At 70.7% G+C, this 21,550-nt stretch carries 14 protein-coding genes and 1 pseudogene; 6 read left to right on the top strand and 9 right to left on the bottom strand.

Annotation, left to right across the window (positions count from 1 at the left end; all coding sequences use genetic code 11):
• Positions 1–152: 152 nt before the first annotated feature.
• The 3 genes and pseudogenes from yicI to AB0M18_RS16130 form a co-directional block, all read right to left on the bottom strand.
• Entirely contained in the window at positions 153–2,435 is a 2,283-nt protein-coding gene (yicI, locus tag AB0M18_RS16120) for an alpha-xylosidase (RefSeq protein ID WP_365758217.1), read from the bottom strand.
• Positions 2,432–3,283 (bottom strand): family 1 glycosylhydrolase, encoded by an 852-nt coding sequence (locus AB0M18_RS16125; protein WP_365758219.1) that lies wholly within the window; start codon positions 3,281–3,283, stop codon positions 2,432–2,434. The genes yicI and AB0M18_RS16125 overlap by 4 nt, the downstream gene beginning before the upstream one ends.
• A 468-nt stretch (positions 3,284–3,751) precedes the next feature.
• A pseudogene (locus AB0M18_RS16130) lies at positions 3,752–4,229 on the bottom strand (hypothetical protein); the annotation flags it as partial.
• Positions 4,230–4,591: 362 nt separating this feature from the next.
• Here AB0M18_RS16130 and AB0M18_RS16135 point away from each other — a divergent pair.
• The 6 genes from AB0M18_RS16135 (at position 4,592) to AB0M18_RS16160 (ending at position 13,382) form a co-directional block, all read left to right on the top strand.
• Positions 4,592–6,268 (top strand): extracellular solute-binding protein, encoded by a 1,677-nt coding sequence (locus AB0M18_RS16135; protein ID WP_365758221.1) that lies wholly within the window; start codon positions 4,592–4,594, stop codon positions 6,266–6,268.
• A complete protein-coding gene (locus tag AB0M18_RS16140; protein WP_365758223.1) occupies positions 6,268–7,356 on the top strand; it encodes an ABC transporter permease subunit in 1,089 nt (362 codons plus the stop codon). The genes AB0M18_RS16135 and AB0M18_RS16140 overlap by 1 nt, the downstream gene beginning before the upstream one ends.
• The gene (locus AB0M18_RS16145) at positions 7,353–8,279 is read left to right on the top strand and encodes a carbohydrate ABC transporter permease (protein ID WP_365758225.1); all 927 of its coding nucleotides are present in this window, start codon (positions 7,353–7,355) and stop codon (positions 8,277–8,279) included. Before AB0M18_RS16140 ends, AB0M18_RS16145 begins: the two co-directional genes overlap by 4 nt.
• Positions 8,280–8,380: 101 nt before the next feature.
• Positions 8,381–10,603: a 1,4-beta-glucanase gene (locus tag AB0M18_RS16150; RefSeq protein ID WP_365758227.1), complete on the top strand. Its 2,223-nt coding sequence runs from the start codon at positions 8,381–8,383 to the stop codon at positions 10,601–10,603.
• Entirely contained in the window at positions 10,603–12,570 is a 1,968-nt protein-coding gene (locus AB0M18_RS16155) for a beta-galactosidase (protein WP_365758229.1), read from the top strand. The genes AB0M18_RS16150 and AB0M18_RS16155 overlap by 1 nt, the downstream gene beginning before the upstream one ends.
• Positions 12,571–12,665: 95 nt before the next feature.
• Complete coding sequence (locus AB0M18_RS16160) at positions 12,666–13,382, top strand: hypothetical protein (RefSeq protein ID WP_365758231.1); 717 nt, start codon at positions 12,666–12,668, stop codon at positions 13,380–13,382.
• 36 nt (positions 13,383–13,418) lie between these two features.
• Here AB0M18_RS16160 and AB0M18_RS16165 read toward each other — a convergent pair whose 3' ends face one another.
• The 6 genes from AB0M18_RS16165 to AB0M18_RS16190 form a co-directional block, all read right to left on the bottom strand.
• Positions 13,419–13,601 carry a hypothetical protein gene (locus AB0M18_RS16165; protein WP_365758233.1) on the bottom strand — a complete coding sequence of 61 codons (183 nt, stop codon included), beginning with the start codon at positions 13,599–13,601 and terminating at the stop codon, positions 13,419–13,421.
• Positions 13,602–13,714: 113 nt separating this feature from the next.
• Positions 13,715–14,719, bottom strand: a complete 1,005-nt coding sequence (locus AB0M18_RS16170) for a LacI family DNA-binding transcriptional regulator (protein WP_365758235.1) — start codon at positions 14,717–14,719, stop codon at positions 13,715–13,717.
• Between the two features lie 276 nt (positions 14,720–14,995).
• Positions 14,996–16,510, bottom strand: coding sequence for a glycoside hydrolase family 43 protein (locus AB0M18_RS16175; RefSeq protein WP_365758237.1), 1,515 nt, complete (start codon positions 16,508–16,510; stop codon positions 14,996–14,998).
• A 53-nt stretch (positions 16,511–16,563) separates the two neighbouring features.
• Complete coding sequence (locus tag AB0M18_RS16180; protein ID WP_365758239.1) at positions 16,564–18,699, bottom strand: alpha-galactosidase; 2,136 nt, start codon at positions 18,697–18,699, stop codon at positions 16,564–16,566.
• A gap of 48 nt (positions 18,700–18,747) precedes the next feature.
• Positions 18,748–19,857 carry a ricin-type beta-trefoil lectin domain protein gene (locus tag AB0M18_RS16185; RefSeq protein ID WP_365758241.1) on the bottom strand — a complete coding sequence of 370 codons (1,110 nt, stop codon included), beginning with the start codon at positions 19,855–19,857 and terminating at the stop codon, positions 18,748–18,750.
• A gap of 26 nt (positions 19,858–19,883) precedes the next feature.
• A complete protein-coding gene (locus AB0M18_RS16190) occupies positions 19,884–21,530 on the bottom strand; it encodes a ricin-type beta-trefoil lectin domain protein (RefSeq protein ID WP_365758243.1) in 1,647 nt (548 codons plus the stop codon).
• Positions 21,531–21,550 lie beyond the last annotated feature (20 nt).

Raw genomic sequence — 21,550 nt, forward strand, 5'->3', positions numbered from 1 at the left:
TGACCAGAGGATTCCTCGTGTGCTGGCGGTACAGCAGATGCACGGGTGTCTCGCGGCGTGCCGCCGCCTCGGCCGGGCGGGTCAGGCGGTCGGCGGCCCTGTCCCACGCGGTGCACTCGACGATACCGAGAGCCCCACCCCGAATGTCCGGTTCAGGCCGGGTACGGCAGGTCGGCCTCCGAGGTGCCGGCCGGCCGGGTGTGCAACGTCGCGTTCGGGCTGCCGATCCGCAGCTGCCACGGGTGCGGGCTGTCGGTGGTCACGTGCAGGCGGCCGCCACGGCGGCACAGGTGGAAGCGGGCAGTCTCACCGGGGCCGTCGGTGCTGGGGATCACGACGGTGCGCTCGGCGCCGTCGGCGAAGGCGTGCACCCGCAGTTCGACACCGTCCGCCCAGGCGGAGACCGGGCGCTGGTCGTCCGCGGCGAGCGGGATGACCGAGTCGGGGCGGGCGAGCAGGGGCAGGGTGTGGAAGTCGTGCTGCTCGCGGACCCAGCGGGGGCCGGTGGCCTGGGCGCCGGTCAGGATGTTCGTCCAGGTTCCCTCGGGCACGTAGTAGTCGACCGTGCCGTCGTCGGTGAAGACGGGGGCGACGAGCAGGTCGTCGCCGAGCATGTACTGCCGGTCGAGCGTGGCGGCGGCCGGGTCGTCGGGGAACTCGAGGACCATGGCCCGCATGACGGGGACTCCGCCGGCGTGCGCCTGCTGGGCGGCGCGCTGGAGGTAGGGGGCGAGGCGGTGCTTGAGCAGGGTGAACTCGCGGGTGACCTCGACGGCCTCCTCGCCGTAGTCCCATGGCACGCGGTACGACTTGCTGCCGTGCAGGCGGCTGTGCGAGGAGAGGAGACCGAACTGCACCCAGCGCTTGAAGACGGTGGGCGTCGGGGTGCCTTCGAAGCCGCCGATGTCGTGGCTCCAGAAGCCGAAGCCGGACAGGCCGAGGGAGAGTCCGCCGCGCAACGACTCGGCCATGGCGTTGAAGTGGGACTCGCAGTCACCGCCCCAGTGCACCGGGTACTGCTGGCCGCCGGCGGTGGCTGAGCGGGCGAACAGCAGCGCCTCGCCCTCGCCGCGTACCTCGCGCAGCAGCTCGAACACGGCCTCGTTGTAGAGGTGGGTGTAGTAATTGTGCATCCGCTCGGGGTCGGAGCCGTCGTGCCAGACGACGTCGGTGGGGATGCGCTCGCCGAAGTCGGTCTTGAAGCAGTCCACGCCCATGTCGAGGAGGGTGCGGAGCTTGTCGGTGTACCAGGCGCGGGCGGCGGGGTTGGTGAAGTCCACCAGGGCCATGCCCGGCTGCCACAGGTCCCACTGCCACACGCTGCCGTCCGGGCGCCGCACCAGGTGGTCCTCGCGCATGCCCTCCTCGAACAGCGCCGACTTCTGCGCGATGTACGGGTTGATCCAGGCGGAGATCCGCAGCCCCTGCTCCTTGAGGCGGGTGAGCATGCCGGTCGGGTCGGGGAAGGTGTCGGAGTCCCATTCGAAGTCGCACCACTGGTAGCCGCGCATCCAGAAGCAGTCGAAGTGGAACACGCTGAGCGGGATGCCGCGTTCGACCATGCCGCCCACGAACCGGTTGACGGTGGCCTCGTCGTAGTCGGTGGTGAAGGAGGTGGTCAGCCACAGGCCGAGCGCCCAGGCCGGCGGCAGCGCGGGGCGGCCGGAGAGGGCCGTGTAACGCTCCAGGACCTGCTTCGGGGTCGGGCCGTGGACGACGAAGAACTCCAGCGACTGGTCCTCGACACTGAACTGGACCTGGCCGACCGACTCGGAGCCGACCTCGTAACTCACCCTGCCGGGATGGTTGACGAAGACCCCGTAGCCGCGGTTCGTCAGGTGGAAGGGGACGTTCTTGTACGCCTGCTCGCTGCTCGTGCCGCCGTCCGCCTGCCAGATGTCCACCACCTGGCCGTTCTTGACGAACGGAGTGAAACGCTCACCGAGTCCGTACACCAGCTCGCCGACGCCCAGAGCGAGTTGGCCCAGCATGTGGTGCCGGTCGGCCGCGTCGGTGACGAAGCCGATGCCGCGCTCGCCCACGGAGGTCAGCTCGCGGCCGCCGGCGGAGAACTCCAGGCGCCACGGCTGGGAGGTGTCCACCCGCAGCGTCAGCTCACCCGCTCCGAGCTCGACCACCGCGCCGTCCCGGTACACCTTTCCCACATCCGGTTGCGTGCCGGGCAGTGCGAACTCCGGCCCCCGGCGCACCGAGCCGGCGTGGTGGGTGGCACGTACCCCGATCACGCCCTCGGCCGGCGACCAGCACTCGACCGTCAGCAGCGCGCTGTTGAGCATGCCGCCGCGGCCGCGCACATGCTTGACCGGCGTGTAGAGGGTTACCCGGTGCTCGTCGGCCCGGACGTCCGCGACCTCGGTGGCGTAGCGCGCGGTCACTCCGGGACGCATCAGCCAGTAGCCGTCGGTGAACTTCATCGGGTGGCTTCCTCCGTCCGCGCGCGGTGCGCGGTGATCAGGCCCCGGTGCCAGTGGTGGCTGTCCTCGGGCGTTCGGGTAGGCGTGCTCCACCCCGGCCGCGACGGCATCCGCGACGGCGGCGAAGTGGTCGGCCAGGTAGGCGATCCGGTCCGGCTCGTGGACCGGATCGTCGGGGGCGAGGGCGTCGTCCTCGGCTGAGCTGTTCTCGGTGATCCAGACTGGTGGGGGCGCGGGTAGCGGGAGTGCAGGTCGCGGAGGAGCTCCAGGTCACCGGGCAACTGCCAGGGGCCGGCGGCGAGGCCGGCCCAGGTGTCGGCCTCGTGCGAGGGGTGGCCTCCGGCGAGGAGCAGCCCGGTCCAGGTGGCCCGGTCCCCGGGATGGGCGCCGGGCGCGTGCAGCCCCTCGGCGCCGCCGACGAAGGCGGAGCAGTACGGCTCGTCGAGAGTGATCCAGCGCTCGACCCGGTCGCCGTAGCGCTCGGCCGCGAGGGCCGCGTACTGCGCGAACGCCTCGACGGTCTCCCTGACGCGCCGGCCACCGCCCCCGGCGGAGCCGCCATGGGACGGAGTGGCCAAGGACTGCGGGAGATCCCCGTGGTAGGGCGTGACGGCCGGCGCGGCCAGGCCAGTCGGATGGGCAGGTCGGAGCCGCGGCCGCAGCCCCACCGCTTGCGGGCATACCGTGGCCCCGCCGAGCCAGGCCCCGCCGTGCCGTTGGTCGTGACGCAGAGCGATCCGCTCGTCGAGTGTGAGGCGTTGCGTCAGGTGGTCGACGCGCTGGTTCCACGGGAGCGCGGGATCGCGGAACGGCCACCGACGGACGGCGGGCTGGGAAGCAGAACCCACGGGAGGGACACCTCACGAGGTGATAGACATCGGTTGGTGAAGCGCTTCGACGCTGTCACCTCCTAAGATGTGATGTCAATGCCTGGCAAGAAGGAAGGGTCCCTTGCCGCAGCCCCTCTTGTTTCGTCATAAGTTCCTCACTACCTTGCGCTATCAAGTGAAGCGCTTCGACGATCAGCCGAAGGGGCTGCTGTCATGAGTCACCAGAGAGCCGTTGTCTGCCGTCCGCGGGCTCCACGGTGAGCAGCACCCCCTTCGAGCGGGCCGGGCCCCGGTTGCCGGGATCGCGCCCCCGCCGCTCGCCGGCCCCGACGGCGGTTCGAACCCCGCGCCGCACGTCGGGAGCCGGCCCGCCGTCACCACCCGCCGCCACGGTGCGGACAGCGTCACGTGCACTGGTCGTCGAAGTCCACCGCGTCCAGGCCGTCCACCATGACCGGCCGAGGGACGGACGGCATGCCGTCGAGGCTGACGGTGCGCGGCCAGTTCCCTGCGGGGCCGTGGCATCGACGGCTCCAGGGCCCGGGTGTAGCGCTGGGCGACCTCGTCCGCGATGACATCACCGGTGTTGGCGAACGAGAAGAGAGGCGTGCCTTCGAAGTAGAGGTACGTCTGGCGGCCGCGGGAGGGCGAGGGTCGTGCGGTCCTCGGTCTCCAGTCCGTTGATGTGCGGATCGTTGCCCGCGACCACCACCACCACGTCCGCCTGCGAGGCGGCCCCGTTCACCGCATCCTCGCCGCTCTCGATGACGACGACCTCGAAGATCTCCCCGTTCTCGTCGGCAACCTTCATGCCGTCGGCGGCGACAGAGAGGGGATGACCCGTAGCGATGTGCCGAAGGAGGTGGCCGTTCTCGTGCGGTTCCAGTCGGAAGGTCTCCTGGACGAACCAGCCTCCGGGCTGGTCGGCGGAGGCTCGGACACGGCCGTCCTCGGCGACGGAGAGAGTGGGGGTGCGGCGTGTGTGCGGATACGTGGGATCCCCTTGAGGTGGAGGGGCGAGTGCTCTTGAAGCGCTTCGATGCTCAGCAGACCCCAAGGCGAGCGTCAAGAGAGCAGCGCCGTCGCATCAAGCAGGGCGTACAGGAAATGGCCAAGAGCCGCCTCCCGCCCCTCGGAGGAATCTTGGAAGCGACTCTTGTGCGCCCTTGGGTGTTCACTTAACCTCACTGCAACATCGAAGCGCTTCGACTGCGCATCGCGTCGCAGTGGTCGGATGTCCGCTTTCAGCTCAGCCGGTTCCAGTCACGACACCGCAGCCGACGGCCCACCGCCGGGTGTCCAGGTGCGCCACGAAGGGTTGACGCAATGACGCCGAATGCCGCCTCCTCCGGACTGAGCCGGAGAAGCTTTCTCGCCTCCACGGCGGTCGCCACCGCAGCGGTGGCCGGGGGAATGCCGCTCCTCACCGCCTGCAGTGACTCGGAGAGCGGCGGGTCGCGAGAGGGCGCCACGTCGGGCAAGGCCGCGGACAAGCTGCTCCCGACCTATGTCGCCAGCACGGTCGCCCAGCCGGACATTCCGTCGAAGAACGGCTCGTCAGCGGGCTACACCAGCAAGGTCGATCTCGCGACCCTCGCCAGCTCGGTCCCGGCGAAGCTCGGCACCGGCGCTCCCCTCGAGATCATGGCCCCGCTCTGGGGCACCCCGCCGAAGGCCGGGTGCGCGTACTACACGGCGCTCGACGCCGCGGCGGGCACCAAGATCACCTGGCAGAACCAGGACGGCATCACCTACGGTGAGAAGCTCGGAGCCGTTCTCGCCTCCAGCTCCATACCCGACATGGTGGTCGTGCCGAGCTGGGAACTGGTCGGCAAGATCTCGAGCGCGGTCACCGCGAAGTTCCTGGACCTCGGCTCCTACCTGGCGGGCGACAAGGTCAAGAAGTACCCGAACCTGGCCGCGATCCCGTCCGACTCCTGGCGCATGAGCATCTTCGGCGGCGCGCTGCGCGGAATCCCGATGCCCGCTGCCGCCGTGCCCAACATCGTGCCCTTCTACCGCAAGGACGTCTTCGACAAGAAGGGCTACACCGTTCCCAAGTCGGCCGACGAGTTCCTCGGCTGGGCCAAGGAGGCCACCAGCGCCAAGGCCAAGGTGTGGGCCTGCGGTGACATGAGATGGTCGGCGGCAGGCGTCTTCGGTGTCCGCCCTGCCGGGTCCCTCGGCTGGAACATCGGGGGCGACGGCAAGCTGACGTACCGCATCGAGCACCCCGAGTACCTCGAACACCTGGAGTGGGTCCGCAAGCTGTTCGCCGCGGGCGTCGTCCATCCCGACGACAAGGCGAACACGGGTGACCAGAGCCAGCGGTTCACCTCCGGACAGATCCTGGTCTACAACGACGACATGTCCGCCTGGTACGGCAAGACCGCCGAACAGGCCCGGTCCAACCCGGAGTTCGAGATCTCCGGCATGGACTACTTCGGCGCCGACGGCGGCAGCCCGACGCTGTACTCCGGCCAGCCCGCCGGCATCTGGTCGATGATCCGCAAGGGCGCCTCGAAGGAGACGGTCGAGAACGCGCTGGCCGCCGCCAACTTCGCGGCAGCACCCTACGGCACCAAGGAGCGGATGTTCGTCGACTACGGCGTCGAGGGCACCCACTACACGGTCGAGAACGGCGCCCCGGTCAAGAACGACCGGGGCATCCAGGAGGTGAACAACGCCTGGGTGCTCCTGGCGGCCCCGGCCCCGTACACCGCCCACCCCGACCTCCCCGACATCACCCGCATGCAGGTCGAGTGGCAGCAGCGGCAGGGCGCCTTCGTCAGGAAGACGTCCACCTACGGCATGAACATCGTCGAGCCGACCCGATACGCCACCCTCTCCAGCCAGTTCGAGCAGCTGGAGATCGACTTCGTACGCGGCAACAAGAAGCTCTCCGACATCCAGCAGGCCATCTCCACCTGGAAGTCCTCCGGCGGCGACAAGTTGCGCGACTGGTACAAGCAGCTCCTCGACAAGAACGGCAGCGGCAACTGATGTCCATCACGGCCGGGAGCAGGCCCGACGGGACGCGTCCCCCCGCGGCCGTCGAGGAGCCGAGGGCCGCGGCCGCCGCAGCCACCGTGAAGGAGAGCGCGCCGCTCAGGGCCGGCAGGGCAGGCAGGGCCGGCGGGGCAGGCAGGGCCGGCAGGGCGGGCAAGGTCCCCCTCCGGGTCCGGTGGCGCCGCGACCGCGCGCTCATCCTGATGACGTCGCCCGTCATCACCCTGCTCCTGCTCTTCAACTACGTCCCGCTACTCGGCAACGTCGTCGCCTTCCAGGACTACGACCCGTACGCCTCCAGCAACGGCATCACGGCGGTCTTCCACAGCCCGTGGGTGGGCTTCGAGCAGTTCTCGCGGATGGTCGAAGACCCGCTGTTCTGGAGCGCCACGCAGAACACCGTCGTCCTGTTCGTGCTCCAACTGGTGCTGTTCTTCCCGGTCCCCATCGCCCTCGCGCTGGTCATCAACAGTGTGATCCGGCCCCGGGTGCGGGCCGTGGCGCAGGCGATCATGTATCTGCCGCACTTCTTCTCGTGGGTCCTCGTCGTCACCGTGTTCCAGCAGATCCTCGGCGGCGCGGGCGTCATCGCGCAGACCCTGGAGGAGCACGGGTGGAGCGGCTTCGACCTGATGACCGACGCGGACCTCTTCAAGTATCTGGTCACCGCGCAGGCCGTGTGGAAGGACGCCGGCTGGGGGATCATCGTCTTCCTCGCGGCGCTGTCCGCCGTCAGCACCGACCTGTACGAGGCCGCCGCCATGGACGGCGCGGGGCGCTGGCGACGCATGTGGCACGTCACGCTGCCGGCGCTGCGCCCGGTGATCGCCCTGCTCCTCGTCCTCAGGGTGGGCGACGCGCTGAGCGTCGGGTTCGAGCAGTTCCTGCTCCAGCGGTACGCGGTCGGCGCGGGGGCCAGCGAGGTCCTCGACACCTACGTGTGGAACATGGGCATCCAGAACGGCGACTTCAGCTACGCGGCCGCGGTCGGCCTGGCCAAGGGACTCATCGGAGTCTGTCTCGTCCTGGGCGCGAACAAGTTCGCGCACCTGCTGGGCGAGCAGGGGGTGTACAAGAAGTGAGCCTCAACACGCAGCTCATCCGCAGCCTCAAGGCTCCCGCCCGCCCTGTGTGGGAGGAGCCGCCGAGCAAGGCGGGACTCACCGCCAAGGGCGGCTTCCTCGTGCTCTGCTGCCTGGGAGTGCTCGGTCCGCTGTGGATCGTGATCGTCACCAGCCTCTCCCCGAAGCCCGTGATCGACCGGGTCGGCGGCCTCGTCGTGATCCCCCAGGGCTTCACCCTCGTCAACTACACGGAACTGCTCAGCGGTGGCCAGGTCAGCCGGGCCATCATGGTCTCGGTCGGTGTCACGCTCGTCGGCACGCTGTTCTCCATGACGGTGTCGGTGCTCGCGGCCTACGGCCTGTCGCGGCCGGGGAGTCTGGGCCATCGGTTCTTCCTGATGGCCATCATGGCGACCATGTTCTTCGGGGCCGGCCTCATTCCCACGTACCTTCTGGTGCAGTCGCTGGGCCTCACCGACACCTATCTGTCGCTGATCCTGCCGAGTGCCGTCAGCGTCTTCAACATCCTCGTCCTGCGGGCCTTCTTCATGGGGATCTCACCCGAGCTCACCGAGTCCGCCCGCATCGACGGGGCCAGCGAGATGCGCATCCTGCTGACCATCATCATGCCGCTGTCGCGCGCGGTGCTGGCCGTCGTCTCGCTGTTCTACGCGGTCGGGTACTGGAGCGCGTGGTTCAACGCGTCCATCTACCTCAGCGACCAGTCGATGATGCCGCTGCAGAACGTGCTCATCCAACTGGTCCAGAAGAACACCGAGGCGCCGACCGGCCTCCAGCAGGCGGTCCGCACCGGCCAACTCTCCTCCCTGGGACTGCAGATGGCCGTCATGGTCCTCGCGCTGATCCCGGTCGCGGTGGCCTCCCCGTTCGTCCAGCGGCACTTCAAGAAGGGCATGCTCACGGGAGCCGTCAAGGGCTGACGCCCCCTGGTCGCGCCCACGCGGCGGAGCCGCGCATCGACACGGCCCCGTGCCCCTGATCCCAGCCCGCCCGCCCCCTTTCGCCAGGACCGAGGTATGTCATGAACACGTTCCACCTCAGCAGGCGCTCCGTTCTCGCCGGTTCCGCGGCCGCCGCCGCGGTCGTCTCCCTGCCCGCGGTGTCGGGGCAGGCGCAGGCCGCCGCCCCCTCGGCCGCCGCCGAGAGCGGCTACCGGTGGCGCACCGCCGCCATGGGCGGCACCGGCTTCATCAGCGGGGTGCTGTTCCACCCGTCGGTACGAGGGCTCGCCTATGCCAGGACCGACATCGGGGGCGCCTACCGCTGGGACGACCCCACCGACAGCTGGATCCCGCTGACCGACCACCTCGGCTGGGACGACTGGAACCTCCTCGGCGTCGAGGCCATGGCCGTCGACCCGGTCCACCCGAACCGGCTGTACCTGGCCCTCGGTACGTACACGCAGCCCTGGGCCGGCAACGGGGCCGTGCTGCGGTCCGAGGACCGGGGTGCCACCTGGCAGCGCACGGACCTCACGGTGAAGCTCGGAGCCAACGAGGACGGGCGCGGATGCGGTGAACGGCTTCTGGTCGACCCGCGGACCTGCGACACGCTCTGGCTCGGCACCCGGCACGACGGGCTTCTCAAGTCGACGGACCGAGGCGCCACATGGCAGCCCGCGGACTTCCCCGCCACCCCGAGCGCCACCGGCCAGGGCATCACCCTCCTGGTCGCCGCGGGCCGTACCGTCTACGCCGGCTGGGGCGACTCCGACGGCACCACCGACCGCCCCAACCTGTACCGCACGTCCGACGGAAGGACCTGGGAGCCCGTCCCCGGGCAGCCGACCAGCACCGCCGCGAGGGTGCCGATCCGCGCCGCGTACGACCGCCTCACCCGCGAGCTGTACGTGACGTACGCCAACGCCCCCGGCCCCAACGGCCAGTCCGACGGCAGCGTGCACAAGCTGCTGACGGCGAACGGGAAGTGGACCGAGGTCACCCCCGTGAAGCCCGGCGGGGTGACGAGCGACGGCGGGACCGACGCCTTCGGCTACGGCGGCGTCGCCGTCGACGCCCGTCGGCCCGGGACGCTCGTCGTGTCCACCAACAACCGCTGGTCCGAGATCGACACCGTCTTCCGTTCCACCGACGGCGGCCGCACATGGACGTCCCTGAAGGACCAGGCCGTCCTCGACGTCTCCGAGACCCCCTACCTCAAGTGGGGTGGCGACAAGCCCAAGTTCGGCTGGTGGATCCAGGCCCTCGGCCTCGACCCGTTCGACTCCGGGCACGTCGTCTACGGCACCGGCGCGACCCTGTACGGCACGCGCGACCTCAGGCGCTGGGCGCCGCAGATCCGCGGCCTGGAGGAGACCGCCATCCTCCATCTGATCTCGCCGCCGGTGGGAGAGGCGCATCTGATCAGCGGCAACGGCGACATCGGCGTGATGTACCACGAGTCGCTCACGGCATCCCCCGCGCGCGGCATGGCGTCCAACCCCGTGTTCGGTTCGACGACGGGACTCGCCCAGGCCGCGGCCCGGCCCTCGTACGTCGTGCGCACCGGCTGGAGCGGGAGCGCCAACGGCGCCTGGTCGAACGACGGCGGACAGACCTGGTCGCCCTTCGCGTCACAGCCGGGCGCCGCCAAGGACGCGCCCGGCCCGATCGTCACCAACGCCGACGGCAGTGTGCTTCTGTGGTCCCTCGGGTCCTCGAACGGCACCGTCAACCCGGTGTACCGCTCGACGGACAACGGCGCCACCTGGTCCGAGGCCACCTCCGTCCCCAAGGGCGCCGTCCTGGTCGCGGACCCCATGGACCCGACGCTCTTCTACGCCTACGACACGACCGTCGGCACGGTCCACGCCAGCACCGACAGCGGCCTCACCTTCACCGCCACGGCCACCGGCCTGCCCTCGGGCGACGCGCAGTTCCAGCTGACCGCGGCTCCGGGACGCTCCGGTGATCTGTGGCTCAGCGCGAAGGAGGCCGGGCTGTACCGCTCCACCGACGGCGGCGCCACCTTCACCAGGGTCGGCAACTGCCGGTCCTCGCACACCCTGGGCTTCGGCAAGGCCGCCCCGGGCGCCGCCTACCCGGCGATCTACATGGTCGGCGCGACCGAGGGCTTCAACGCCGTCCACCGCTCCGACGACGAGGCGAGGAGCTGGGTGCGGATCAACGACGACCAGCACCAGTGGGGCTGGACCGGCCGGGTCGTCACCGGCGATCCGCGCGTGTACGGCCGGGTCTACCTCGGCACCAACGGGCGCGGCGTGCAGTACGGGGAGCCCGTCTGATGCCCGCCCTGAGCGACGCGACCCGCGGCCGCCTTCTCTTCGGCGGCGACTACAACCCGGAGCAGTGGCCCGAGGAGACCTGGCACGAGGACGTCCGGCTGATGAAGGCGGCCGGGGTCAACTCGGTCACCCTCGGTGTCTTCTCCTGGTCGACGCTGGAACCGGAGCCGGGCGCACGGGAGTTCGGCAGGCTGGACACGGTGATGGATCTGATGCACGACAACGGCATCGGCGTCGTCCTCGCCACCCCGACCTCCTCGCCCCCGCCCTGGATGGGCCGACTGCACCCGGACACCCTGCCCGTCACCGAGGACGGCCGCACCGAGTGGTGGGGCGGCCGGCAGCACTTCTCGCACTCCAGCGCCACGTATCGGCGCTACGCCGCCGCCATCACCGAGGACCTCGCCGCCCGCTACGCCGGCCACCCGGCGCTGACGATGTGGCACATCAACAACGAGTACTGCACCGTCGACTACGGCGACGAGGCCGCGGCAGGCTTCCGCCGCTGGCTGCGCGAGAAGTACGGCGCCCTCGGCACCCTCAACGAGGCCTGGGGCACCGCCTTCTGGAGCCAGGGTTACGACACCTGGGACGGCATCCTGCCGCCCCGCCTGCCCCACTACCTGCGCAACCCCACCCAGGTCCTCGACTTCAGGCGCTTCACCTCCGACATGCTCCTGGAGTGCTACGTCGCCGAGCGGGACATCGTCCGCCGCCACACCCCGGACATCCCGGTCACCAGCAACTTCATGCCGCTGTGGATGGGCCAGGACGCCTGGCGCTGGGCCGAGGAGGAGGACGTCGTCTCCGTCGACATCTACCCGGATCCGCGCGACCCGCTGGGCGCCCAGAGCGGCGCCCTCGTCCAGGACATGACCCGCTCCCAGGCGCGCGGGCCGTGGATGCTCATGGAGCAGGCCGCCGGGCCCGTCAACTGGCGGGGCGTGAACCACCCCAAGCCCCGGGGCCTCAACCGGCTCTGGTCCCTGCAGGCCGTGGCCCGGGGTGCCGACGCCGTCTGCTACTTCCAGTGGCGGCAGTCCCGGCAGGGCGCGGAGAAGTTCCACTCCGGCATGGTCAGCCATGCCGGGGAGGAAGGGAGGACGTACCAGGAGGTCAGGCAGCTCGGCGCGGAGCTGGAGCGGATCGCCGCCGAGACGACCGGCCGGAACATCACCGCGGACATCGCGATCCTGCACGACTGGCACTCCTGGTGGGCCGGCGCCCAGGACGGCCGCCTGTCCGGCCAGGTGGAGTACCCGGACGTCCTGCGCGCCTGGCACCGAGCTCTCTGGCAGGCGCACCTCACCACCGACTTCGCCCACCCCGAGCACGACCTGACGCCGTACGCCGTGGTGGTCGTGCCGCAGCTCTACGCGCTCTCCGACGCGGCGATGCACAACCTCCTCGCCTACGTCCGCCAGGGCGGCACGCTCGTCTGCGGCTTCCAGACCGGCGTCGCCGACGAGGACGACCGGGTCCGCGCCGGTGGCATGGATCCCCGGCTGCGCGAGCTGTTCGGCATCCGCACCCTGCACGAGTGGTGGCCGCTGGACGTGGGGGAGACCGTCACCTGCGAGGGCTTCACGGCGTCCCTGTGGTCGGAGGAGCTGGAGGCCGACGGTTCCGCCGACGAGAGCGTGCCGTACAAGGGCGGTGACCTCGACGGACTGCCCGCCGTCCTGCGCAAGGGCCGGGCCTGGTACGTCTCCACGCTCCCGGAGCCGGAGGCGCTGCGCGACCTGCTGGCCCGGATCGCCTCCGCCGCGGGCGTCCGGCCGGTGCTCGACGGCCTCCCCGAGCAGGTCGAGGCCGTCCGCCGGGGCGAGGTGCTGTTCGTGCTCAACCACGGCCGGGAGCCGGTGACCGTCGAGGTGCCGGGCACCCACCACGAGCTCCTCACGGGGACGGTCGTCACCGACCGGGTCACCCTCGGCCGCTACGGCGTGGCCGTGCTCCGGCCATGACCGCTGTCGATCTCGTCCCCGGAGAGGAGAACGTCCTCAGCCAGGGGGCGTGGTAGTACCCCCCCACAATTCCCCCCACCCGTGGAAGGGACACCATGGTCAAAGACACGATGCGCAGGATCACCATGGCGGTGCTGGCGCCGGCGATGGCTCTCGGTGCCACCGTCGGTCTGGCCTCCGCCCCCGCTTCGGCAGCGGTCTGGCACTCCTGCGACCGCTGGGGCAACACCAGTCTGGACGGCTACAGGCTCTACAACAACATCTGGGGCTCCGGCGCCGGCAGCCAGTGCGTCTGGGCCAACTCCGGGACCGGCTGGGGCGTCTGGGCCGACCACCCCGACACCGGGGGCATCAAGTCCTACCCCAACGCAACGAAGACGATCAGCAAGACGATCGATTCGCTCGGCCGGCTCACCAGCGACTACAACGTCAGCGTCCCGTCGGCCGGCGCGTACAACACGTCGTACGACATCTGGGACACCGACCACCAGTACGAGATCATGCTCTGGGTCAACTACAACGGAGCAGTAGGCCCTATCGGCAGCTATCAGGGCAACGTCACCCTCGGCGGCCACAACTGGAACGTCTACAAGGGCACCAACGGGTCGAACCAGGTGTTCTCTTTCCTGCGGACGTCCGACTCCCACTCCGGCACCGTGGACGTGAAGCCCATCCTCAACTGGATCGCCTACACCAAGGGCTGGATGCCCGGCAGCGAGACGATCGGCGACGTCCAGTTCGGCTATGAGATCACCTCGTCGCCCGGCGGACTCGACTTCCACACCGACAACCTGACCATCAACGGCGGCTGACCCGGCACCCGGGCCGAGGTCGGTCCCGCGTTCTCCTCAGACGTGGTCGACCTCGGCCCGCAGTGTGTTGTAGTCCGCGAACGCGGGCTCGACATCGGAGCGGCTCAGCAGGCCGAGCCAGTGGCGCCGATGCCCTCCAGGTCGAGCGGGCGGGTGCTGGTCGGGCGTGAGCAGTTCCCAGAGCAGGGGACAGCGGTGCGAGTCCGAGATCGACAGCACGGAGTGCGTGACCGTGGTGGCCGTGCCCGTCCCGCAGGAACAGCGGGACGAGGTCCAGCAGGGTGCCGATCGTCACGGTCGCACCGCCCCCGTACCTCTCACCGGTCCACGCGTCAGGGCGCCGATCCGCTACTCGCCCGCACCGTCAACTCGGGTGCGATCAGCAGGACTTCGTCGGTGCCGCGACCGTCGATCTTGGCGACCAGACGTTCCACCGCCTGCCGGCCCATCTCCTGCGCGGGGATGGAGACCGATGTCAGCCGCACCGAGGCCTGGACGGCCACCTGTTCCGGGCAGATCGCGACCACCGAAACGTCCTCGGGGACGGCGCGGCCCTGTCGGCGCAGCAGGGCGAGCAGCGGCTCGACCGCCTGCTCGTTCTGCACGACGAACCCGGAGGTGCCCGGGCGCTCATCGAGGATGCGGGTGAGGATGGCGGCTATCGCGTCGTAGCCGCCGCCGCACGGCCGGTGCAACACCCTGATCCCCAACTCCCGTGCCCGGGAACGGATTCCGTCGAGGGTGCGCTCGGCGAAGCCGGTGTGCCGTTCGTAGACCGCGGGGGCCTCGCCGATCACGGCGATGTCACGATGGCCGAGCGCCGCCAGATGCTCGACGCACAACGCGCCGGTCGCCCTGAAGTCGAGGTCCACGCAGGTCAGTCCTGAGGTGTCGGCGGGCAGTCCGATCAGCACGGACGGCTGGTCGGTGCTGCGCAGCAACGGCAACCGCTCGTCGTCCAGTTCGACATCCATGAGGATCATCGCGTCGGCGAGCCCACTGCCGGTGACGCGGCGGACGGCTTCGGGGCCTTCCTCGCCGGTCAGCAGTAGTACGTCGTACCCGTGTGTCCGGGCCGTCGTGGCGACCGCGATGGCGATCTCCATCATCACCGGCACGTACATGTCGGTGCGCAGGGGAACCATCAGTGCGATGATGTTCGACCTGTTGCTGGCCAGGGCCCGTGCGCCCGCGTTCGGGTGGTATCCCAGCTCACGGATGCTCTGCTCGACCTGCAGCCGGGTGGCCGCGGAGATGGGCCGCTTGCCGCTGAGGACATAGCTCACCGTGCTCGCCGACACTCCGGCGTGCCGTGCGACCTCGGCGAGGGTTACCATCCAGCTCTCCCAGCCTCATGAAGCGCTTCGATCATGCGAGCCTATCATTCCTGCGTGAAATGTACGCTGACCCTAGCCCCAGCCTGGCACACTGTCCAGCTCTTCGTCGAAGCGCTTCGATGAGTGCGCGGCTCCGCCGAAGGACGAGTACGTGATAGATGAGCGTGGCGCCGCTGCATCGTGTCGTCTGGTGACCAGCGTCAGCAGCAGGGCGGCCAGGCGGCCTGGGCCGCGCCGGCCGGCAGGTCCCTGCCGGCCGAGGGAGGGAGCCTCCGTTCAGCCGCCGAGGGGCTCGTAGTCGAACCAGTCGAAGTGGACGGTGCCTTCCGCGGCGTACATGCCGATGACCCGGCCCGTGAAGCCGCCGGCGACCTCGGTCGACAGGTGGCGGCCGTCGAGGGTCGCGAGCTCTGTGAACGTGCCGTCGGTCTGCTCGACGCCGAGGGAGACGACGTCGGGTCCCGTGCACGGTCCGTGCGGAGTCGGCGGGTCCGTGATCGTGACGACGAGGACCACCGGCCCGGCGGGCACGGACTGCGCGGCCACGACCGTGCGCAGGGAGCCGACGCGCGCGATGGCCCGTACCTCCGTGCCGGACACCTCGATCGCGTAGTGGTGCCGCTCGTCGAGTCGGACGGCGAGGCCGCCGTCCCCCTCCGCGGCATCGACCAGAGTGCGCGCCCGGCACGCGAGGTGCTGCTGGCGCCGGCCGGTGAACACCACGTCGGGCTCGTCCAGGGAGCCTCCCCGCGCGCGGAGGGTCAGCCAGCCGGGGCGCTCCTTGGTGGTGCAGTATGCGGCCGGCCGGTCGCGCAGGGAGATCCAGGACGGTCGCAGTTCGGCCAGGTCGAAGTCGTCCCGCTGCTCCTCGACAGGGCCGGGGGAGAGCGGCCACGGGAGCTCGGGCAGGTCCAGGGCGACCTCGCCGACGACCGGCCATCCGTCCACCCAGGTCACGGGGGCCAGGAAGGTCTCCCGGCCGAGCACGTGCCAGCCCGGCGTGCCGCCCCCCGGGCGGACGCCGAGCAGCACCATCCACCAGGAGCCGTCGGGGCCTTGGACCAGGTCGGCGTGCCCGGTGTTCTGGACAGGGTGGTCGGTGCCGCGGTGGGTGAGGATCGGGTTGGCCGGGCACGGCTCGAACGGACCGGCAGGCGTATGGCCGCGGGCGATCGAGACACCGTGGCCGCGCTCCGTGCCGCCCTCGGCGATGAGGAGGTACCAGTAGTCGCCGATCCGGTACAGGTGCGGCGCCTCCGGGGCCTTGGAACCGGGCCCGCCGGACCAGAGCCGGTGCGGTGTTCCGTACGTCTGCCCGGTGGACGGGTCGAGACGGACCTGCGAGACCCCGGCGACCGTGCACCAGCAGGTGCCGTCCTCCTCCCAGACCAGGTCGGGATCGATGCCGGGGACGCCCGGCGCCCAGATGGGGTCCGACCACGGTCCGGCGGGGTCGGTGGCCGTGACGATCAGGTTGCCGCCGCCCTCGCTGCAGTTGGTGACGATCAACCAGAAGCGGCCGTCGTGGTGGCGCAGGGTGGGGGCGTAGATCCCGCCGGAGGACGGCATGTCCACCGGCAGGCGCAACTGCTCCGGCCGGTCCAGGGCGTTGCCGATCTGCGTCCAGTGCACCAGGTCGCGGCTGTGGAAGAGGGGTACGCCGGGGAAGTACTCGAAGCTGGAGCAGGCCAGGTAGTAGTCGTCGCCGACGCGGCAGACGCTGGGGTCGGGGTGGAAGCCGGGGATCACGGGGTTGGCGAAGCGTTGGTCCGGTCGGCGCAGTGCTGGCACCCGATGGGTCCTCTCGTCGATTCGTGAGGGAGTCGTGGCGTGGTCGGGGTGGTTCAGGGAGCGCCGGGGGCCGTGGGGGTGATGCGGAGCAGGACGGCGGACGGCGCGGTGGGCAGGGTCAGGCTCAGCTCGGCCGTGTCGGGCAGCCAGGCGGAATCGGCCCTACCGACCGAGGGATAGAGCAGGTCGACACGGGCGGGGGTGTCCCGCAGGTGGGGCAGGCGAAGCGTCGCCGTGGCGTCGGTTCCTGGGCGGCGCCAGGCCGTGAGGTAGGTGGTGGCGGGCGTGCGCATGGCCAGGGCGAGCCAGGGGTCGTCCCAGGCGGGAAGGCCCAGTGGCCAGGACGGCACGGCCTGCGGCAGGTCGGCGCGGATGGCCTTGTACACCGCTACGGCCTCGTGGACCAGGGCGCGGGCCTCCCGCCCGAGTTCGGGAATGCGGCCGGAGAGATGGATCCGGCCGAGCAGCGCATTGGCCATGGTGAAGGCCACCTCGTCGAGGGAGTCCTCCGGCCGGGGGTACGCCCAGACGGCACCCTGTTCGGGGGTGACGGCGGTGGGCGCGGAAGCCGCGATGGGCGCGTAGAGGTGGAGGTTCTGCTGGTCGCTGGTGGACTGCAGCTGCAGCCGGGAGAGCATGGCGTCGTCCCAGCGCATGCCGCCGGAGGCGCAGTTCTCCACCACCAGGTGCGGGTGCCGGTCGAGGACGCCGTCGAGCCAGTCGAGGTGCGCCCGGTTGTGGCCGAGCAGGCCGTCGCCCGGGGTCTCGCCGGGGTGGGCGCTGGTGCCGGAGCCGGGGTCGATGTTGTGGTCGAGCTTGAGGTAGCCGACGCCCCACTCGCCGACCAGGCGGTCCACGACCTGGTCCAGGTGGGCACGGGCGGCCGGGTGGCGCAGGTCCAGGTGGTGCCGGCCGGTCTCCGTGACGCGGGCGCCGTCGCGGCGGAAGAACGCCTCGTCGGGCAGAGACTTGGCCATGGGGCTGTGGACGCCGATGACTTCCGGCTCCAGCCACAGACCGGGAACCATGCCGCGTCGGCGGATGTGGTCCAGTACCTCGTGGATCCCCTTCTCGCCGGGGAAGCGTGAGGCGGCCGGCTCCCAGGCACCGACGCTGGTCCACCAGCCACCGTCACCGTCGTCGTACCAGCCCGCGTCGATGACGAAGTGCTCGGCGCCGGCCTCGGCCGCCGCGTCGATGAGCGGCAGCAGCTTGTCGGTGGTCGGGTCGCCCATCAGGCAGTTCATGTAGTCGTTGAAGATGACGGGCAGGCGCTGGTGGTCGGCATGAGGGCGGCGCTGGGCGCGGCGGTAGCGGGTCAGCGCGGCGAACGCGGAGTCGGGGCCGCCGTCGGCGCCGAAGGCCAGCGCGGCGGGTACGGTGCGGAAGACGGCGCCGGGTTCCAGGGGGTGCCGCCAGCCGTGGTGGGTGTCGGTGGGCCCGAACAGCGCAGCGTAGGCCGCCTCGTCGTGCTCTTGGCACTCCCAGCGCCAGCCCCCGCCGTTGTGCTCGATCTGCCACACCCAACTGCGGCCGGTGCGCCGGTCCGTCAGGCCGCCCATGGGGAGGTGTCCGCAACTGGACCAGGCGCCCTGTCCGTTCAGGGCGAAGCCGGCCTTGCCGTGCCCGTACGTCACGCGACCGCTGACGCCGGGCGTGGTCTGGCGCATCGGCTGTCGCTGCCAACGGCACTCGGCGAGCCAGTCGTTGTCCGCCCACAACAGGTCGGCGGCGTCGACGGCCGCCGGGTCCCGTGGGGTGAGGCAGCCCACCGCGAGCGAGCTGACCGACTCCAGGTGCAAGGCGGTCTGCCCTTCGTTGCGCAGGGTCACTTCGCCGCGGAGCACGGGGATGCCGTCCGGTGACCGGTAGGCCACCTCCGCGACCAGCCCGGTTTCCGGGTCGTGGAGATGCACGGTCAGCGCGTGCCAGTCGCCGTCGCGGGCCGCGTGGTGGGCCCGGTGGCGCAGCCGCCCGCCGAGAGCGGTCCCGATCAGACGGCTGCCCGACCAGTGGCGGCCGTGACCCGCGGCCGTCACCTCCACCAGGGGGAGGGACGCGCCGGGGATGCTCCGCCCTTCGCCGGGCAGCCCGAGGTACGTGAGGCGCGGGCTGCCGTCGTCATCGAGGACGAGGTCGAGGAGAAGGGCCTCGTGCCCCCAGCGGAAGGTCCCTTCCTCCTTGGTCATGGCGGCCCTTTCGAGGTCAGTGCCGGACGGTTCCTCGGGAACGGGGGGTCATCCGGCGGTCAGGGTGGTCCACTTCTGGTTGGAGCCGCCGTGGCAGTCCCACAGCTGGAGCTGCGTGCCGTCGGCGGTGGAGGCGGCCGGGACGTCGAGGCAGCGGCCGGAGGCGGGGTTGCGGTAGCCGCCGTTGTAGGGCTGCCAGACCTGGTTGGCGCCGCCGTGGCAGGCCCAGAGCTGCACCTTGGTCCCGTTGGCGGTGCCCCAGCCGACGGCGTCGAGGCACTTGCCCAGGGAGCGCAGGGTGCCGTCGGTGTAGGCGGACCAGAACTGGTTGGCACCGTCGCCGCAGCTCCACGTCTGGACGGCGGTCCCGTCGGCGGTGCCGGCGCCGTTGACGTCCAGGCACTTGCCGGCGATGCCGGACTGTACGCGCGCGGGGGCGGGGGCGGGGTTCCTCAGCCACCCGGCGCTGTCCGCGGCCTGGATGCCGCGGTGGAAGGCGTCGGCCATCTTCCGGTAGCCGGAGTCGTTGGGGTGCAGGGGGTCGGCCAGGTCGGCCGTGGCGGTCAGGGCGCTCATGTCGACGAATGCGACGCGCTTGCCCGCGGCCTGTGCCTCGCTGACGATCTGGGGGATGGCCTGGTTGTAGGCGCCCCGGTGCTGCTCCTCCGAGCTGCTGGTGGACACGACCAGGGAGGCGACGAGGACGGTCGCGTCGGGGACGTCGGCGGTGATCTGGCCGACCAGCGACTTCAGCCCGGCGATGGCCGTGTTGACCTCGGAGGCCCCTTGGAGGTCGTTGGTGCCGATGTGCAGCGTCACGACGTTGGGCCGGTAGCGGGTCAGCGCGACGTCGGCGAGGGCGGCGATCTGGTCGATGCGGTATCCGGAGTGGCCTTCGTTGTCGGCGTCGGACATCGAACCGCCCCGCCCCGTACCCACGAAGTCCAGCGGATGGCCGTCCGCCGCAAGCCTGTCCCACAACGGCCCCCGGTAGCCGTCGCCCGTACTGCTTCCCACGCCCCAGGTGATCGAGTCGCCCAGCGGCATGACCCGCAAGGGTGTGTCGGAGGCGGCGGAGGCAGGGACGACACCTGCCGCCGTCACCCCGAGCACGACAGAGACAAGCGCGATCAGGTGGCGGATCCAGGACCTTCTCATGGGGTTCCCTCTCTCGGGGTGGCGCGTCACGGGAGCGTGGTCCACTTCTGGTTGCTCTGGCCGTTGCAGGTCCACAGGACGACGGGGGTCCCGTTGGCGGTGCCGGCCCCGTTCGCGTCGAGGCACAGACCGGCGTGGACGTTGCGGATCGAACCGTCGGCCTGCCTGGTCCACTTCTGGTTGTTCTGGCCGTTGCAGGGCCAGATGACGACCGGCGTGCCGTTGGCGGTGCCCTGGCCGGAGGCGTCCAGGCACTTGTCGCCGTAGACGCGGATCTCGCCTCCGGCCCACGTGGTCCAGAGCTGGTTGGCGGCGGTGTGGCAGTCCCAGATCAGCGTCCGCGTCCCGGCCGCGGTGGAGGCGCGGTCCACGTCCAGGCAGCGGCCCGATCCGGTACCGCGCAGACGTGCGGTGGTGGCGGCCAGCGGGCTGCCGCCGGTCATCTTGAACACGGCGACACCGTGTGCGGGGACGTTCGCCGAGATCTGGCCGGAGGTGCTGGACGTGCCGCCGGTCCACAGGTCGGTGAGGGTGAACGACTGGCCGGCGAGGCCGACCTGCGCGGCCGTGGCGGTGATGGTCGTCGCGTTCCCTCCCCTGTTGAGCAGGCCCACGGCGACCGAGCCGTCGGCCAGGGACTTGGTGAACACCTCGGTGCCGCCGTCGTCGCGCACCCTGCGTCCGCCCGCGCCCAGCGGATCCTGGTTCACCGCCACCAGGCGGGGGTTGCGCAGGATGGCGCTCACGTCGGCGGACATGGTGCGGATGTCGTTGCCGGCCATGAGCGGGGCGCCCAGCAGCGCCCAGAGGGCGAAGTGGGTGCGGGACTCGGTCAGTGACAGGCCGGGGCGGCCGACGACCAGCATGTCGGGGTCGTTCCAGTGTCCCGGACCCGACTGCGCGGCCAGGGGCGCGGTGATGTCCAGGACGTTGCCGACGCCCATCGGGTAGCTGTTGGTGTTGTCGTTCTGCCAGATGTCGAGCAGGTCCTCGGTCGTCCGCCACAGGTCGGCGACCTGGCCCCAGTCGTAGGTGGCGCCGGTGGGGGCGTGGAAGCTGTTGGGGTTGATGCTGTAGACGATCGGGCGGCCGGTGGCGCGCAGGGCGTCGCGCATGATGGTGAACTGTGCGACCTGCTCGCCCAAGGTGCCGCTGCCGGAACACCAGTCGTACTTGAGGTAGTCCACGCCCCAGGAGGCGAAGGCGGCGGCGTCCTGGGCCTCATGGCCCTTGCTGCCGGTGGAGCCGGGGTAGGTGCCCACGCCCTGCGCGCAGGTCTTCTCGTTGGGCGCCTGGTAGATGCCGAACTTCAGGCCCTTGCCGTGGATGTAGTCCCCGAGCGCCTTCATGCCGCTGGGGAACGTGGTCGGGTTGGCCCGGAGGTTGCCCGCCGCGTCGCGCTGCGGGTCGAACCAGCAGTCGTCGACGACGACGTACTGGTAGCCCGCGTCCTTCATGCCCGAGGACACCATCGTGTCGGCGGCCTGGCGGACCTGTGCCTCGGTGATCCCGCATCCGAAACTGTTCCAGCTGTTCCAGCCCATCGGCGGGGTGAGCGCCGGGCTGCCGGGCGCGGCCTCGGCGGTCGTGGGGGCGGAGGCGGTGACGCAGGCGGCGAGCGTCATGGCGGAGGCCGCGAGGAGACGCGTCAATCGTCTGGGCAGGGAGACCATGGGGGGTCCTTCCTGGCACG

The organism is Streptomyces sp. NPDC051909 (assembly GCF_040681095.1).
Lineage (GTDB): Bacteria > Actinomycetota > Actinomycetes > Streptomycetales > Streptomycetaceae > Streptomyces.